Here is a 15,337-nt window from a genome sequence, read left to right on the forward strand (position 1 = left end):
ACAAGAGTACTGTAATTCCACTATGCAACGACCAAATATCCTGTTGATCGTCATGGATACCGCTCGAGCTGATTTCGTTGAGGACAGCCGTGTAATGCCTTATCTCAATGAGTTTGCTAAGGAGTGTACCTGGTTTTCGAACACGTTTGCTAATGCTCCTTGGACGCTTCCGTCTCACAGTTCAATTTTCACAGGTAAGTATCCCTCAGAACATGGGACCGGTGGTAACAAAAAGTACTTTGACTCGGAGCGAAATATAGTGTCCGAGTTAAATAAAGCCGGCTATCAGACTGCTTCATTCTCCAATAATCCGTGGATTAGTCCGGACTTTGGGTTCGACGATTTCGATACTTTTACTCCTTGTTGGCAACTCTTCCGCCGAGGGGCTGATCTTGCAGCTATCTCACAAGAGGAAGGTATTCGACGACAGTTGAAGATGCTGGTAAGCAAATTAGCAAAGATAGATGCTCCCTTTACCTTAGCAAACGCCCTTTATATGAAATTCATAGAAGGAAAATACGATTCTGGCGCTGCTCTCACGAACTTCCGATTAAGACGGTGGTTATTGGACCAAGGGGAAGAGAAACCTTTCTTTGCTTTTGTTAATTATATGGAGCCTCATTTAGAATATAATCCGCCTCATGAACATCGGGAAAAGTTCCTAGACGAGGATGATTTAGACCGATGGAATAAGGTAAATCAGGATCCTTGGGCATATTTGACAGACTCCGTTGAAATGGACGAAACAGATTTCCAAATATTAAAACAACTCTACCGGGGTGAACTTCATTATTTAGATTCCCGTCTGGAGCAGGTATTTACCACCCTAAAGAATACTGGATTAATGGATTCAACGGCTGTCTTTGTGACGGCGGATCACGGCGAGAATCTCGGTGAGCACGGACTTATGGATCATCAATATTCCCTGAATGAGGCTCTACTTAGAGTCCCACTTCTAGTCCATTACCCTGATGAGTTTGAAGACGGGGGAATTGATGACCGGATGGTTGAACTCAGAGATCTGTATCCAACAATACTTTCGCTTGCGGGAATCGAGACTTCGTTCGAAAGTACAGAATATCCTCCTCAGGACTTGACAAATAATGACTGGGGCCGTGAGGCAGTAATTGCTGAGTATCTCTCTCCACAGCCCTCGGTATCCACACTTAGTAAGCGTTACGACGTACGGAATTCGAAGATGGCTGAGTACGATCGAGCGTTACGATCTATTCGAACAGCTGATCAGAAACTTGTTGAGGGAAGTGATGGGACTCAACAACTGTATAGAGTAGGCGAAGACGAAATGGATCAAGATCAGACACATGTGGAAGGTAAAAAGGGACTTGCTGAACAATTGCAGAAGGTTGTCGGAGATTTTGATTCGGGACTCGCTCAGTCGGGCGGCCGTAAATTACCAGAGTCAAATAGAGAGCGTCTTGAGGATCTCGGCTACCTCTGATGTAGGACGGAATATTAATGTCCCTCTACTGGCCATAGTGATTTATGACTCGAATCGCGTTTTTCACCGGTTCAAAATCCGCATTCAATATACTATTTGATACCTTGAATTTTGGGTGGATGCTACACAATGACTATGAGCTAGATCTAATAACAACAAAGCCGGATGAGTTGGGTCCATTAGCCAACTACTTTGAGATGCATGGTGGGAATTTTCCTTCAACACGGGTTGGGGAGACACGGGCCCTACATAACTATCTCAAATATAATCGACCGGAGGTGATCGTTAATGTTGTTGAGCCATCGATTCACGGAAATATTGTTGGGGCACTTGCAACCCATCACGGAATTCCATTTACTTATCGGTATAGTGGTGACCTCCTTGACCTTTATCGAGTGAGTCATGGATGGCGGAAACCAGCCCAATTTATGCTAAATAATATTTTTGGGCGCCTCGCGATATCGACTGCAGATAAGTTCATAGCTCTAGGACCTACGGGGAAAAAGCGACTTACGGATCATGGGGCCACTCCGTCGGATGTAGAAATTCTCCCGCCACCGATTGACAATGAGCGGTTTAAGGGTGTTGAGCCGTCAGATATCTCTATTCCTGAAGGGCGGAAACTTGTCCTATATGCTGGGAGGAGAAGCCGAATCAAAGGGATGAATGACATGAATACAGCTATCCCTGAGATTCTCAGTCGGCGAGACGATTTGCAATTCGTGTTTGTCGGAAGCCACGGTATTGAACCAGATGTTCCATCACGATATGAAGATCATATCACTATGGTTGGACGGGTTCCACTTGGTGGAATGCCTCCGTATTTCCAGGCTGCCGACCTTTTGGTTCTGCCGACATACAATGAAGGACTTCCGAGAGTGATAACCGAAGCGTTAGCAGCTGACACCCCTGTTGTAGCAAGAGACGTTGCTGATATCGCCTACGCGACTCAAAACACGTTCCAGACTATTGATGAGTTTATAGAGATGGTATCCTCATTGGAAGACTTGCCATTAGACGAAATGACTCCATTTACTCGGACAGCACTAAAGGAGAACTATATCAACTTCTTCTCTCAGTTCTAATCCAATACCTTCCTGATAACGTTTGTACAAAGATTTGATGGAGAGTTTGTACCGTCTAAGACGGTCATTCCGTATTCTTGTGCGAAGACATCGTAGAATCGTTTTCTATCTCGTAGATACTCAATGTCTGGAATATCGTCTTTCCGCTCGAGAGAGACCTCAGGTGGTATTTGAATGTAGAATTCAAAATCTGGTGATGGAATTAGTTTTGAATAAGTTTGGTATCGGTCAACTGCCTCCTGTGGCTCCGTAATTACGTCTCCGCTGAGGTCCGTTAGCAGTGTATCGTAGAAGTATCTGTCACAAATGACGAAATCATGCTGATATAGTGGGAGTATAACTTTGGCAAATAATTGTGGTGCGTAGTCTGCCATGACCAACGCTTCATAACCTCGTCGTAACACGGTGGTGTCGAATAAATCCGCCTTGTTCGTTTGATGTTCTGTATAATCTTCCTCAAGGTCACTATCGGAGAGCACTGTCCGTCGTCCTAGTTCCATAACAGGGTATGAGAGTAATGGTAAGAACCTCCCGTAGGCGTAAACCGCATCGTGTCCCCGATCTCTCAGTTCGTCTCTTATATTCTTAGCAAGAGTCGATTTACCCGCTCCATCAATCCCGGTTATTGTTATTAGTGTTCCGCGTTTCATATTCTTTTGTATGACTCGATTACTTGGTCAACAATCGCGTCCCACGAGTACTGACTAACCTTCTCTCGTGTTTTTACTGTCTCAAATTCTATGTCCTGTTCTTTGACGTCCTCAAATGAGGAAATGAAGTTGAGGCCTTCACCTTCGTTAAAGAGGTCAGTTAACCCACCAAAGCGAGTCGAGACGACCGGTAGGTCACAAGCCATCGCTTCAAGGACTGAGAGTGGTGCTTGAATACTGTTCTTTTCGTTGGTAACAGGAAATACATAGGTGTCTGATGCACGGTAGTATTTCTGGATGTCGGGAACATAATCGGTTACCACTGTAACCCCGTTCTGTCGGAGGGAGTTGACGAGGTCAGCTTCTGGCCCCGTTGAGGGGCTTCCTATAATGACTAGCTTCCCGTATTTCTGGAGCGAAAGTAGTGTCTTAACACCACGGTCTCGCTTGAAGTGTCCAACATGGAGGAAAATGCGCTCGTCATGAGGAAGACCGAGCTCTTCTCGTAGCTCCCGTTGTTTACCATTGTCACATGGAGTAAATTTTGAGAGGTCAACTCCACTCGGGAGAAATTCCGTTTCAGAGCCATTAAATTCGAACCTCTCCCTCTGTCGCTCTGACTGGACATACATGAGATCCGGCGCAAGATGGGGGGTAATCATCCTCGAAATTTTGCTAAACCGCGGTTGAGTCACTGTAGCGACCGTCTTAGCCTGCTTCATGGCTGAAAGAACTCTAAGAAGAAACATGCCTTTCGCCGTTGGACCTGGAACGAGATGGATTACATCTGGGTCTTGATGAACCAGTGACTTCCAGAAATCAAAATTACCAATCTCTCGAAGATCGAGAAGGGTCGCCTCAATTCCTTTTTCGTTCAGAAGGTTATGAAGTTGTACACTAAAGTTCTTCATACCTTCATCCAATTTTTCACTTTGCTCTCCTAATATGCAAACCTTCATTCTAGAACCTCCTCATACAACTCAAGATATTGTTCGGCGATTGTGCTCCACTTTCGGGCTTTAGCCATCGAAAAGGCATTCTCCGCCAATTCTCTCCGTTCACTTTCATTGTTATATAGGTATTGAAGCTTGCTGGTGATGCTATCCGCACTCCCTGGTTCAACGAAGATTCCGATTTCATGTTCTCCAACAACGCTCTCAATAGTATCGAATTGACTTGCGATAATAGGTGTCTCTGCAGCAGCTGCTTCCAGTAAAACAAGCGGAAAGACTTCTGACCCCGGAGTTACTGACGGAAGGACGAAAGCATCTGCTGCTGCCATGTAAGTCGGCTTTTGTGACTCCGGTATGAAACCGGGAATACTGACGATGTCCGACATGGTATTTTCAGCTACTGTTGACTTAAGTTGTTCTTTGAGCCCACCATTACCTCCAATAATTAGCCTGGTATCCGGATATTCCTCGTGAAATTGGAGGAAGCCTTCTAATAGTACATCTGCACCCTTTCGCTGATGGAGTGATCCTAGATACATAACGAGGAAAGAATCAGGTTCTATCCCGATTTGCTGCTTCGCTTCATCACTTGAAATCCCAGGATCAAATTCATCAACTTCTACACCATTTGGGATGACTCTTGCTGTCTCTACACTTGATAGCGCAGATGATTCCTTTATATAGCCCGAGGTGGGAGAGACAGCAGCATCCGCGGATCTAAATAATGGATTGATGATAAACCTCGTATAAGCGAATAACCCCACTTGTCGGAAGATGGACCCGTGCTGTTCATAGTTCTCACCACCATGATGAGTAATTATGAGAGGTACGTCATTCCACTTTGCATACAACCATCCAGCAATTACTCCCGGAGGCGTACTATTATGTGCATGAACTAAATCAAATTCTAGTCCCTTAGATATCGGGTCCAGAACCTGGGTAGGGGAAATTTGCGTTGTATTCACTTTTGTGAGGCTAGGAGAGCGTTCAACGGTAACTTCTCCTTGATCTTCTACAACATATTCAGAAGTAGCAGATGACGAACATACAGTTACCTCACAACCCATCTTCGCAAGTTCGTCGGACAGACGTTTTGCGACACGTTCAGCACCAGAGCAAAAATACTCATTCCCTCCTGTAAACTGGTCTTTATACGGATATTGGGTAATGAACTGCCCGACATGTAGTTTACCACTCATACTCTATTCTCCCGACTGACTCATGTCAGAAGTGTCATGGACATAGTGTTCACGCTCTCTCCGAGTGACCACCTGTGAGAGGATATAGAAGGCTGTCGATGGATGCAGCAGTCGAGGAAGCTGAGAAACAAGGCTCCGGCGAAAGACTGGATTTCGCATCTTTCGAACAACAGTTCTAATCCCTGTTCCACCTCTATATTTATGCGGCGTACTGAATCCCTTTGAGTGGAACGCTTGTTGTTCTCGGTCACTGGTTCCAACCCGGTCAAGAATCTCCTGTAGGAAGTCAGGAGACCGTTGAAAAACGTGTTCACATAGTTCCTGAGTGATCGTGAAAAAGGAACTACACGCGGGTTGAATCTCATTCTGCTCTATGATATCAAAGAATCGTTCAAACTGTTCACGTGAGAACGATTCAAGCATGGATACTGCAGTATAGAATTCTTTTAAAATATACATCTGCTCAGTGACTGAGTGGATGACAATCAATGCGAGGTCATCTGGCTTACGAAGAATTGGTATCGATGTCCCATAAGGTGACCTCTGTTCGACCCCATCTATAACTGACATCTTATCGAAGTATATCACTCGCTGAAGGGAAAACTGGCTCTGCACATCAAGTTGGATTTCAGTCACTGGGTCAAGGACGTCAAATGAGGTTGGTGAGCGTCCACAGAACTCGTAACCCTGACTGAGTAACTCGCTCTCCAACTCTTCGAGTGTATCCTCGAATAGGATAAGATCAATATCTTTCGAGTCCACCCATGGATATCCAGACTTCACAATAGCGTATTGAGTGTCTGCCGGAATCGCATCTGGAAGTCGGTCTACCGTCTTTTGAATCCGTGCTTGGAAGTCTTGCCGATTCTCCCATTGCTTTTCCAGCAACTCGATATCCCCAGAACTTTCCAGTGACTTTACATATAGTGAACCAATCTTATTCCGTCGGGCAAGATTATAGAGTTCATGTGATTCAAACGGATCTAAGGGTGAAGGTGAATTGCTCTCTGGATAGCCAATGGACTTGAGTAGTTTGACTGTAGACATAGAAATCTGTTTATTTAGGGTTCAAAGTTTGGTATTCTTCGAATGGGCTGTATAGCAAGTGGTTCTGGTACATCGGACTACTCAAATTCAATTGGAGGGTATTTATAAAGAAATTACCCGTATTTTGGTTAGCAGTCATCATGTTTCTCTCGCCCATCATCATAAATATATCTTTATATTACACGACCAACTCCACTATATCCCTCATCCTATTATCGAAAGGTCATTAATACTGTAATAGTGATGGACACTCAATGGATATCGCTTTCGTCTCAAATGTCGTGTATCCCTATGTCACCGGTGGTGCCCAGAAACGTATTTACGAAATTGGGACACGCCTCGCCGATGCAGGCCACGAAATTACTATCTATGGCCGCCATTTTTGGGATGGTCCTCATCAAATAACGGAAGATGGCCTGACGCTTCGAGCGGTCGCTCCGGCCGCGGACCTCTATACTGACGAGGGCCGCCGGTCAATCGGGGAAGCGATTGACTTTGCAACTCGACTTATGCCGGACCTTCGCCGTCGGATCGATGATCATGACCTCGTTGTCGCAAGTGTTTTCCCTTATTTTCCGGTCCTTGCCTCGAAGCTCTCTAGCATCGGTTCAAACACTCCACTTGTCACAACGTGGCATGAGGTCTGGCGTGATTACTGGGACGAGTATCTCGGGTCTCTATCTTTTGGAGGGAAACTTATTGAACACCTTACTGCTCGTGTTCCCCAACATCCAATTGCAGTTTCCGGGGTGACGGCCGACAGGCTCGCTACGATTGGTCCTTCCCGTGAGGAGATAGATGTCGTCCATAACGGAATTGATGTTGAGCAGATTCAGTCAGCTACACCTCCTGAAGTATCGTCATATACCGATGGTGGGACAGGCTACGATGTGTTGTTCGCTGGTCGTCTTATTGCGGACAAACGAGTTGACATCCTTCTTGATGCATTCGATCAGGTGGCAAGCCGGCATGATGTTCATCTCGGTATTATCGGTGACGGTCCTGAAGCTGACCGTCTGCGCAATCAAGCAGACACGCTTGATCATGCCGATCGTGTGACGTTCCTCGGGTTTCTCGACGAGTACGAGGATGTTATCGGACACATGCATGCTGCCGATGTCTTCGCTTCTCCTTCAACTCGAGAAGGCTTTGGTATTACCTACGCCGAAGCCATGGCTGCCGACTGTACAGTCATCGCGGCGGACCACTCTGAGTCCGCTGCCGCTGAGGTAATTGGTGATGCAGGCTTCCTTGCTCAACCTACTACTGAGAGTGTCGCAGCGACACTCGATAAGGCTCTAGCTGGTGAAACACCAGCTGTTTCGCCGACGGTACGGGCACAAAAGTTTGATTGGGATCAGGTTGCCGACCAAGCGGAGAACGCCTATCGACGGGCAATCGAAACATAAAATAAATGGGTTAGGTTCCGTTTTGCAGGTAGCTCAGGAAGAATGCAGAGAAGATGGTTTGGAGGCCAAGTATTAACGCTGATAGTGCGATGATGTCTTCTTTGAGGAGAGGGAGTTGTGCTCCGCCGGTTGCGAGCCATGTGCCGACGAGGTACGTGACGTAGGCGATGCCTCCGAGGAACAGACCCCCGCCGAGCAGAAGGCCGTGCTCAAGCTGGAGCTTATCAATAACCCATGCAGTAAGCGAGTTATTTGACGACTGTATTGGGTTGGCTGTGAGTGTCGAGTAAATTCCGAAACTCCCGATTTGATAGCCCGCAATGGTGAGGACACATCCTGCAATCATCGAGTGGATGCCGATTGCCCACCCTCCAAGCGAGATATCGGTGTACGCGAGTCCCATGACGAGAACTCCCAGTGTCGTCAGTAACACGCCTGGTATGGAGAAGAGGTAGCCGGGGGCGTTGAGGAGCATGAAGCGGATGTGGCGCCAGCCATCTCGGAAACTTTCGAGTGTTGCCTCGCCTTTCCGCTCGTGATACGTAATCGGAACTTCGTGAATCGTGAGGTCGTTTGCACCGGCGTCCATCACCATCTCACTCGCGAACTCCATCCCATCCGATTGCAAATCCAACTCCTCAAGCACATCCCGTCTGAACACCCGGAAGCCACTATGTGCGTCACTTACTTCGGTCCCGTAGAAAGTATTCAAGAACTTCGTGAGTAACGGATTTCCGATGTATTGGTGGAGTTTCGGCATTGCGCCGGACTTGATCTCACCCTCAAGACGACTTCCCATGACGATGTCGGCATCATGTTCTCCAATAGCTTCCAGTAGTTTCGGAAGTTCGCCGAAATCATACGTGCAATCGGCATCAGCCATGGCGATGTAGGACCCGCGAGCGCGTTCGAACGCATATTGGTAGGCGTAGCCGTAGCCCTCTTGGTCCGGATAGACGACGGTCGCGCCAAGTGACTCGGCAATCTCGGGTGTCCGATCCGTCGAACTATCGCTTACAATGATTTCAGTAGTGACACCGAGACGGGCGACTGTTTCTTTGATGGTCTGGATACAGTCGGCCACACCTTCTTCCTCATTCAGCGTCGGCATAACAACACTCAGAATCGGTTCTGTCTCGCTATCCAGGCCGACAAGCGGAATCCCCTTCTTCACCCCAGCTGCCTCCTCATAATCAACTTGAGGCTCTGGATGTCTGTCGGGCGGGGCGTTGTCAGGGCTACGGTTTGGCTTACTTGCCACTCTCATCCCCCCTGGTCTGGGTGGACGTGAGGACTGTCTTGCCGCAGGTCACGCAGACGTAGTCTTTCTCTACCGTTTGGGTGCCTGGGGCGTTACAGGTAACACATTTCACGGCCGCTGCACGGGCTTGCGTCGGGAATCGACGACTCATCGTTGCACCCTCCAGTTGGCAAGTGGTGCTAGCGGAGTGCAATCTGGCCGTATATTTTGCTCGTCGGTTGTAACCGAGTTTCTCGGCATCATCTCGGAGAGAACGACATCAAAGACCGTGTTAAAGTCAACTCTCACACAACACTTCGGGGCCTACATTTTCATATAAGAGCTTTATGGGATGATAGTAGCAATTCTAGTCATAGTTTGGCGTCTGACGTGCTTACGTCCTAGCAGGCTTCTCTGTTAGCCTTCGGTAAGTAGCGTATACATCAGGTACTGTTCATGCTATAGTTCTTATTCCTGAATACTCCGAGGCACAGGGCCTGATTTTGAGTAGATAGCGTCCTCCTAAACTGCCTTAGTGGTCACCGTGTTAATTGAAACTGTTGCCACGATTTTTATATATTGGAGTATTCACCGATAGTATGGATAACGCATCCGACGAAGCAAACACGCTCGTGTTCGAATACCACGGAAATAACGAATCGACAAAAGCGGTATTCAACCGGTCGCTAGCAACACTATCCGAGGCCTCAGCCGAAGTCACGGGATTCCGAATTGAGCTCACCACCACGGACTCAATTGATCCGTTCGATGCACTTATTGATCAACAATCAACCCCAGAGGACACCGCAGAAGAAACTAACAACGATCAACAGGAAACCAGCACAGAATCCACGAACGGCGACTCAGATAGTGTCCCAACACTCCAAAGCGATGCACTCCCAGCCCAAGTGCTGTCACGCATGCTCGACCGTGATGATGAGTCAGTCCGAACGAATGAGTTGAAAGACGAATTTGAGAGCGACGATATTGATACAGCGCGACTCTCGCAGACGTTGGCAAGCTTGAAACGTCGAGAATTGGTCGCAGCCGAACCTGACCCAGAAGACAAGCGCGCGAACATTTATTGGCCAACTGAAAGAGGAGAAAAAGCACTCACCAAATAAATTAGATTCCCGCGACACCCCGCCGAACGGGTACGATGCGATCACCGCACAGGTGCTCTTTTGAGTTGTCTGTGGCAACGGTCCAGTTGCCATCAAGATAAACGTGGCCCGGTAGTCTATTTTGATCAGTCGCGGAGCTTAGTGACCGAGTAAACTACCCCACCCTATTCCCTCGGCGCTCCGCGCCTCGGTCGTTGAGGGTGGGGCTTTGATGTGGACTCCCGGCAATCAGTCGCCAGCAATCTGCCGGTGACTCTCGCCGTTCAACGTCCCACCATTCACACGCAGGTCTACTTCTGCGTCTCCGCTCCCCGACGTGGGCGAGGAACGGAGTCTGTGTGTCCGCTTCCGGGCGTACCGTAGCCCGATGTTCTTCGCACCGTTGTAGTCCGCGTTCACCTCGTACCCGCACTTCTGGCAACAGAAGCGTTCTCCGTGGCGGTTATCCTCGTGCGTGAACCCACAGTCCGTCCGAGAACAGCGTTGAGACGTGTGGTTCGGCGCGACTTGCTCCACGGAGACGCCCTGCTCGGGCGCTTTGTAGGAGACGTATTCGTACAGGCGTCGGAACGCCCAAACGTAGTGCCACTTCGCGTGCGGCAACCGCTCGCGTATGTCGGTCAAGTCCTCGAACACGATAACGTCGCAGTCGTGTTCGACGGCTTCCACGACGAGTTCGTTGGCGACCGTGTGGATGTACTGTTTCCGCCATGCTTCTTCGCGCTTTCCGAGGCGAAGCAGGGCGTTGTGAGCGGCTTGCGTGTCGTGCTGTTGCATCTCCCCACGTCGCTTCTCGAACTCGCGGCACCAATGGTCGTAGTCATCTCCTTGCCAAAACGTGCCGGTCGATGAGACAGCGAGACTGTTGACGCCGAGGTCGATACCGAGGACCGTTTGGTCGGGGTGCCCAGTATCTGGCGAAACCTCTGGGTCGTCGCCGTCAATCCGCCGCGTCGAGATATTGAGGTAGAACTCGTCGGCCGCCGCGTCGTACCGGAGCGTACTCTCACGGAACTCGTAGTCCTCGGAGAGTACGTACCGCTCGTAGGGTGTCGGGCTATCTGCCGGGAAAACGAACGTGGGTTCGACTCGGCCCTCGATGGTTGCCAGCGACACCTTGTTGCGGTAGAATGTCGCGCTTCGCGTATCGTAGTCCATCGTTTCGGCGGTGAACGTAGGGCAAGAGACGCGCTGTCCTTTCTTCCAGCGTTCGACACACGCTTTGACGGCTTCGGCGGCGCGTTTGATGGCGGCTTGGACGAGTTGTGCCTGTAAGTCCGTCTCCTCTCGAAGTTCGGAGTAGAGCGCGTCACGGACCTGCCGTTTGTTGGTCTTGCACTCGGTGTATGAGGTGTCGGACCAACAGTAGTCGGCGGTTCGGTTCGCGCAGTACAGGTATTGCTCGGCGGTTTGGTGGAGTGCGACGCGTTGCTCGTCGGAAACGGCGAGTTTCACAACGGCGGTTCGACGCACCTCCATACTTCAGAGAAGAGGCGACGGTACTTATACGTTCGGGAGTCGGTCGGTCGCAGTATGCCGGTTGCGTCGTACCGTGTCGATTTCCTCTCCGGCCTACTCGCTCCCTTCGCTACGCTTCGGTCGCTCCTTGAGGCCGGCGGCTCCACCTCGAAAACGCTGAAACCTGCCATGCCGGGTTCCCACCGTGCGGGAAGCCTCGCCGTTTACGCCGAGGAAGATATTAGAGCGTGGATTTGCAACCTAGCGGGGCACGAGGATAACTACCTTAGGCCTCGCCTTAACCAACACGGTGTTAGCTAGCCGTCCGAATGTTGGTTAAGGACAAAATCCACCACTTACTCGGCTTGAGTCAGTGAACTGAGGTATATCATAACTATTTTAATATAACATAATAGTTAAGTCGAGCTGGTTTCTCCGTTACACTCAATGTCCTCTGATCGCGCTGTTTCTCCGGTTCTTGGGACGACCCTGATGGTGTCTCTCGTGGTCGTGCTGGCGGCAGTTGTCGGCGTCTCGTTTTTTGATGTTGTTGAGGAAGCCAAAGACACCAACGAAAAGCCGATTCCGGTTAGTGACAATCTTCTTTCGAACGGTGGCTTCGAGGACGGTGCAACGAACAAATGGCAGGACGGCTACGACAAACCGCTAGCTGGTCGCTCAGTTATCACACAAACCGATCCGTACTCTGGTTCATATGGACTCGAGATGGACAATACCCCTCCATTCGTCGGACAAGATACGACCAAGAATATGGAGGCAGGGAAGATTTATCGAATGTGTGCCGTATCAAAGGTCTCCAATCCTTCCTCAAGTTTTTGGGTTGGCGTTCAGTATTATGATTCCGGAGGAAACATCCTTGAGAAAGCTACATACGAAATCAAGTGGACCACATTTGAAGAGAAATGCGTCCTCACAGACTTCACTGAGAATCAAGCAGCTGCCTCAGCTGAGGTATGGGTCTACTATGACTCGGGGAGCGCCACAGCATACGTCGACGATATCTCCCTAAAGGAAGTCCAGTACCTCGCCGATCCCGACAAGGACACCGACGACCAGTGAAGACCCCATGAAAACATACTTACGAGGTGTGGAAACATGCAATCTCGAATTTTCCTTCGGAAAATCCCCGTGCGTTAGCGCGGGGAAGATGTCAATCCTGAGAGTGTGCGACGATATCGGCTGCTTTGTCGAAAAATCGTCCGCGCGTTCTGGTTGGCGTGCCTCGGCTGTAATGACGGGATGGCCATGGTGTCACAAACCACGTAAGCCCGAGATAGTTTACTTCTCAGTCGAATCCTCGCTGGCAACATCACCCGTTGGAACATGTTCTTTCGCTTTGTCAATCAACGGCCAGGTATCGAGTTCGGTATCGACGTTGTCCGAGTCAGTTACTGGTTCGGGCCGTTCATAGACGTACTGGATGCCGTCGTGGAAGACGAAGTAGGCCTTCCGGTCGGCGTCTTCGATCACTGCATTGTCGGTGTCAATGGCGTAGTCAACTAAGTCTTGGAGGCTTGTTGCCTCTGCGCGGGGATTATTGAGCGCCTCGTCGGGGATGCTGATGGAGGTAATCCACTCGTCAAAGTCGGTTCTATCGTCGTCGTACGCGAGCCACTCCCGCTCAGCATCCGAGAGTGAGAAGTAATTTCGGCGGTGTGAGAAAACTAGTATGACGAGATAGCCGGTTCCGAGTATCAGCGCCAATGGTCCACCACCCTCACGAACTGGTCCGTACTCTCGGGGGACTGATACAGCTTCTACATTCCGGCGTTCATTGGTTACGGGGCTGTCCCATGGAATCTGGTAGACGCCCGATGCGAGCTTCAATGGGAGCTGATACCGTTCGGTTTGTTCGACTCGCTGGCCGTTTACGCGGCCCTGAACGTGGACAGTGACGCTAACGAACTGCTCGATTTGTCCGGCGGACCCGCCCAAATCGTTTTGAATTTCGGCACTTCGGTTGCCCACCTGCGGAACATCGATGGTGAACGGGACTTCTACAGTTTCGTCGGGGCCGACGTCCGTGGTGTTCTCGCTTGCGAGCGGTCGCGAGGACCGCCAATGGGTGACATTCCCGTCGTCCTGCTCGCTCACGCTTCTAATGACGAGCGTCGCGTTAGCGGCCACATTCAGTGATCCGTCCTCGCTTGCCCCGTACGAGAATCGATGCGCGCCACGCAGTACCGGGCTTATCGCCGTGAAATAGGTCTGTCTGTTCTCAAGCACGGTTCCTTTGGAGTAGACTTGCGTGTCCCGGACGACGGTCGCGTTGTGGGCGAACGTCCCGGTCGATTCCCACGACGAACGGATTCGCTCTTCAGTTGTGGTTCCCGGCGCGATATGTGTCGTGTATGTAGCCCATCCACCGACGAGGACGAGAAGTATGAATAGGGCAGCCACGAGTTCGAATCGCCGGTCAAGGAATGCTCGAATCCGCAGCGATGTGTCGGTCACAGACAACAACGGGAAGGGAAGATATATGATTCTATCGCCGACCGTATATGTATATTATCTGCCTATATCACCAATACAACCATCGGACCCACCGCCGGAGGGCCGTTACCAGTGGAAGTCCATTGCGTTGCTGGTCAAACCGTACCCGACCCCGTCCGACCAGCGTAATTCCAAGGATAGCAACCGTCCCGCCGAGGAGTCCGTTGATGACCACAACCGGGAGGAGCGGGTGAGCCACGTACAGGATTCGGATGACGCTTACAGGAAGAATCGCCAGATACCGATGAACCACCATCGTTCGATAGTATCGGCCCGGTTTGTCCGGAGCACTCAGCGTCACGCGAACCCCCCTCTGGCTGTTGGGCCCGATGGAGACATGATGGTCCTGTACTGTGAGCCCGCCGCTTCTGGATTCGACGAACGCGACAACCGGCACGTACCCGGCGTTCGAGAGGTTTAGCGTAACGGTCTCATTTGCACCTGCTGGAATGCCTCCCTCACTAGGACTTGATGGGTCAACGCTGTCAAAGGGGACCGACTGGGGACCACTTGTCAGAAGCATGCTCGCGGCGGCGACTGAAACGATAATCACCGCAAGTGCAAGGAGTATTAGTAGTGCACTATATCCGGAGTTTCGGGTTGTGTTGCGGTCGCGGCGTCTAGTAGTACCGTCTAGCCACGCGTCCAGAATGTAGCCAATCGCTGAGAGCGCGAAGAGAAGGTACGCCAGTCCCCGCATGCCAAGCGAGGACTCCAGTCCGAAAAACTCTGTCACCGTCTCTTGAACGGACGAGAGTGCGCTCTGAGTACCGTCGGCGATCATACCGAGATTCGGCACGACGACGACCCGACCGTTTACCTGCAGTGCCACGGCGACAATCTGGGACCGACGAACTGGCGGTTCGCCCGCCTGCTGGTCGGTGAAAAGATTGTTATCACCCCGAGTAACGAATCCTTCGGCTGTACGACCAACAACGCGGTGGGTCGTCAGACTGCCGTCGTGGAGTTTCCGCGCGTGAAACGTCACGACGTCACCGGATTCGATGGGACCACTGAGTTGCGCCGGAATCGCGACGAAGCCGTCGCCGGGCTCCAGCGTTGGCTGCATGCTACCGGTCTCGACATAGCCTAGGACGATTGGTTGTCCAAGTAATGGGCCAGCGAATAGACCGACGATGAGGACCACGACGACGATTTCGACGCTGCGGAGTAGTATCCGTTGGACGCCCATCGCTTGA

General features: G+C 50.5%; 13 protein-coding genes. 5 read left to right on the forward strand and 8 right to left on the reverse strand.

From position 1 onward, the window contains the following. Positions 1–22 precede the first annotated feature (22 nt). Both EPL00_RS22485 and EPL00_RS22490 read left to right on the forward strand, forming a co-directional pair. The gene (locus EPL00_RS22485) at positions 23–1,459 is read left to right on the forward strand and encodes a sulfatase-like hydrolase/transferase (protein WP_135855015.1); all 1,437 of its coding nucleotides are present in this window, start codon (positions 23–25) and stop codon (positions 1,457–1,459) included. A gap of 44 nt (positions 1,460–1,503) precedes the next feature. Continuing rightward, positions 1,504–2,544, forward strand: a complete 1,041-nt coding sequence (locus tag EPL00_RS22490; RefSeq protein WP_135855016.1) for a glycosyltransferase family 4 protein — start codon at positions 1,504–1,506, stop codon at positions 2,542–2,544. On the opposite strand, the gene EPL00_RS22495 is transcribed toward EPL00_RS22490, so the two are convergent. From EPL00_RS22495 to EPL00_RS22510, 4 genes are read right to left on the reverse strand one after another with little or no spacing between them, the layout of a single operon-like run. Beyond that, positions 2,541–3,194, reverse strand: a complete 654-nt coding sequence (locus EPL00_RS22495) for a dTMP kinase (protein ID WP_238398289.1) — start codon at positions 3,192–3,194, stop codon at positions 2,541–2,543. The genes EPL00_RS22490 and EPL00_RS22495 overlap by 4 nt on opposite strands. Next, the gene (locus tag EPL00_RS22500; RefSeq protein WP_135855017.1) at positions 3,191–4,153 is read right to left on the reverse strand and encodes a glycosyltransferase family 4 protein; all 963 of its coding nucleotides are present in this window, start codon (positions 4,151–4,153) and stop codon (positions 3,191–3,193) included. Before EPL00_RS22500 ends, EPL00_RS22495 begins: the two co-directional genes overlap by 4 nt. Continuing rightward, positions 4,150–5,346 (reverse strand): glycosyltransferase family 4 protein, encoded by a 1,197-nt coding sequence (locus EPL00_RS22505; protein WP_135855018.1) that lies wholly within the window; start codon positions 5,344–5,346, stop codon positions 4,150–4,152. The genes EPL00_RS22500 and EPL00_RS22505 overlap by 4 nt, the downstream gene beginning before the upstream one ends. Positions 5,347–5,349: 3 nt before the next feature. Next, positions 5,350–6,393, reverse strand: a complete 1,044-nt coding sequence (locus tag EPL00_RS22510; protein ID WP_135855019.1) for a hypothetical protein — start codon at positions 6,391–6,393, stop codon at positions 5,350–5,352. Between the two features lie 254 nt (positions 6,394–6,647). Between EPL00_RS22510 and EPL00_RS22515 the strand changes: the two genes are divergently transcribed. Next, entirely contained in the window at positions 6,648–7,802 is a 1,155-nt protein-coding gene (locus tag EPL00_RS22515) for a glycosyltransferase family 4 protein (protein WP_135855020.1), read from the forward strand. A 10-nt stretch (positions 7,803–7,812) separates the two neighbouring features. On the opposite strand, the gene EPL00_RS22520 is transcribed toward EPL00_RS22515, so the two are convergent. Further along, positions 7,813–9,063: a glycosyltransferase family 2 protein gene (locus EPL00_RS22520; RefSeq protein WP_238398290.1), complete on the reverse strand. Its 1,251-nt coding sequence runs from the start codon at positions 9,061–9,063 to the stop codon at positions 7,813–7,815. 578 nt (positions 9,064–9,641) lie between these two features. Here EPL00_RS22520 and EPL00_RS22525 point away from each other — a divergent pair. Next, positions 9,642–10,166 carry a MarR family transcriptional regulator gene (locus EPL00_RS22525; protein ID WP_135855022.1) on the forward strand — a complete coding sequence of 175 codons (525 nt, stop codon included), beginning with the start codon at positions 9,642–9,644 and terminating at the stop codon, positions 10,164–10,166. A gap of 228 nt (positions 10,167–10,394) precedes the next feature. On the opposite strand, the gene EPL00_RS22530 is transcribed toward EPL00_RS22525, so the two are convergent. Further along, positions 10,395–11,645 carry an RNA-guided endonuclease InsQ/TnpB family protein gene (locus EPL00_RS22530; protein WP_135855023.1) on the reverse strand — a complete coding sequence of 417 codons (1,251 nt, stop codon included), beginning with the start codon at positions 11,643–11,645 and terminating at the stop codon, positions 10,395–10,397. A gap of 426 nt (positions 11,646–12,071) precedes the next feature. On the opposite strand from EPL00_RS22530, the gene EPL00_RS22535 reads away from it, so the two are divergent. Next, on the forward strand, positions 12,072–12,704 hold the full coding sequence (locus tag EPL00_RS22535; RefSeq protein ID WP_135855154.1) for a type IV pilin domain-containing protein: 633 nt from the start codon (positions 12,072–12,074) through the stop codon (positions 12,702–12,704). Between the two features lie 219 nt (positions 12,705–12,923). Here the strand turns inward: EPL00_RS22535 and EPL00_RS22540 are convergent, their stop codons facing one another. Together EPL00_RS22540 and EPL00_RS22545 are read right to left on the reverse strand one after the other, a co-directional pair. After that, positions 12,924–14,099, reverse strand: coding sequence for a DUF5305 domain-containing protein (locus EPL00_RS22540; protein WP_135855024.1), 1,176 nt, complete (start codon positions 14,097–14,099; stop codon positions 12,924–12,926). 67 nt (positions 14,100–14,166) lie between these two features. After that, a complete protein-coding gene (locus tag EPL00_RS22545) occupies positions 14,167–15,330 on the reverse strand; it encodes a S26 family signal peptidase (protein ID WP_135855025.1) in 1,164 nt (387 codons plus the stop codon). Positions 15,331–15,337 lie beyond the last annotated feature (7 nt).

Source organism: Halorussus salinus, from assembly GCF_004765815.2.
Lineage (GTDB): Archaea > Halobacteriota > Halobacteria > Halobacteriales > Haladaptataceae > Halorussus > Halorussus salinus.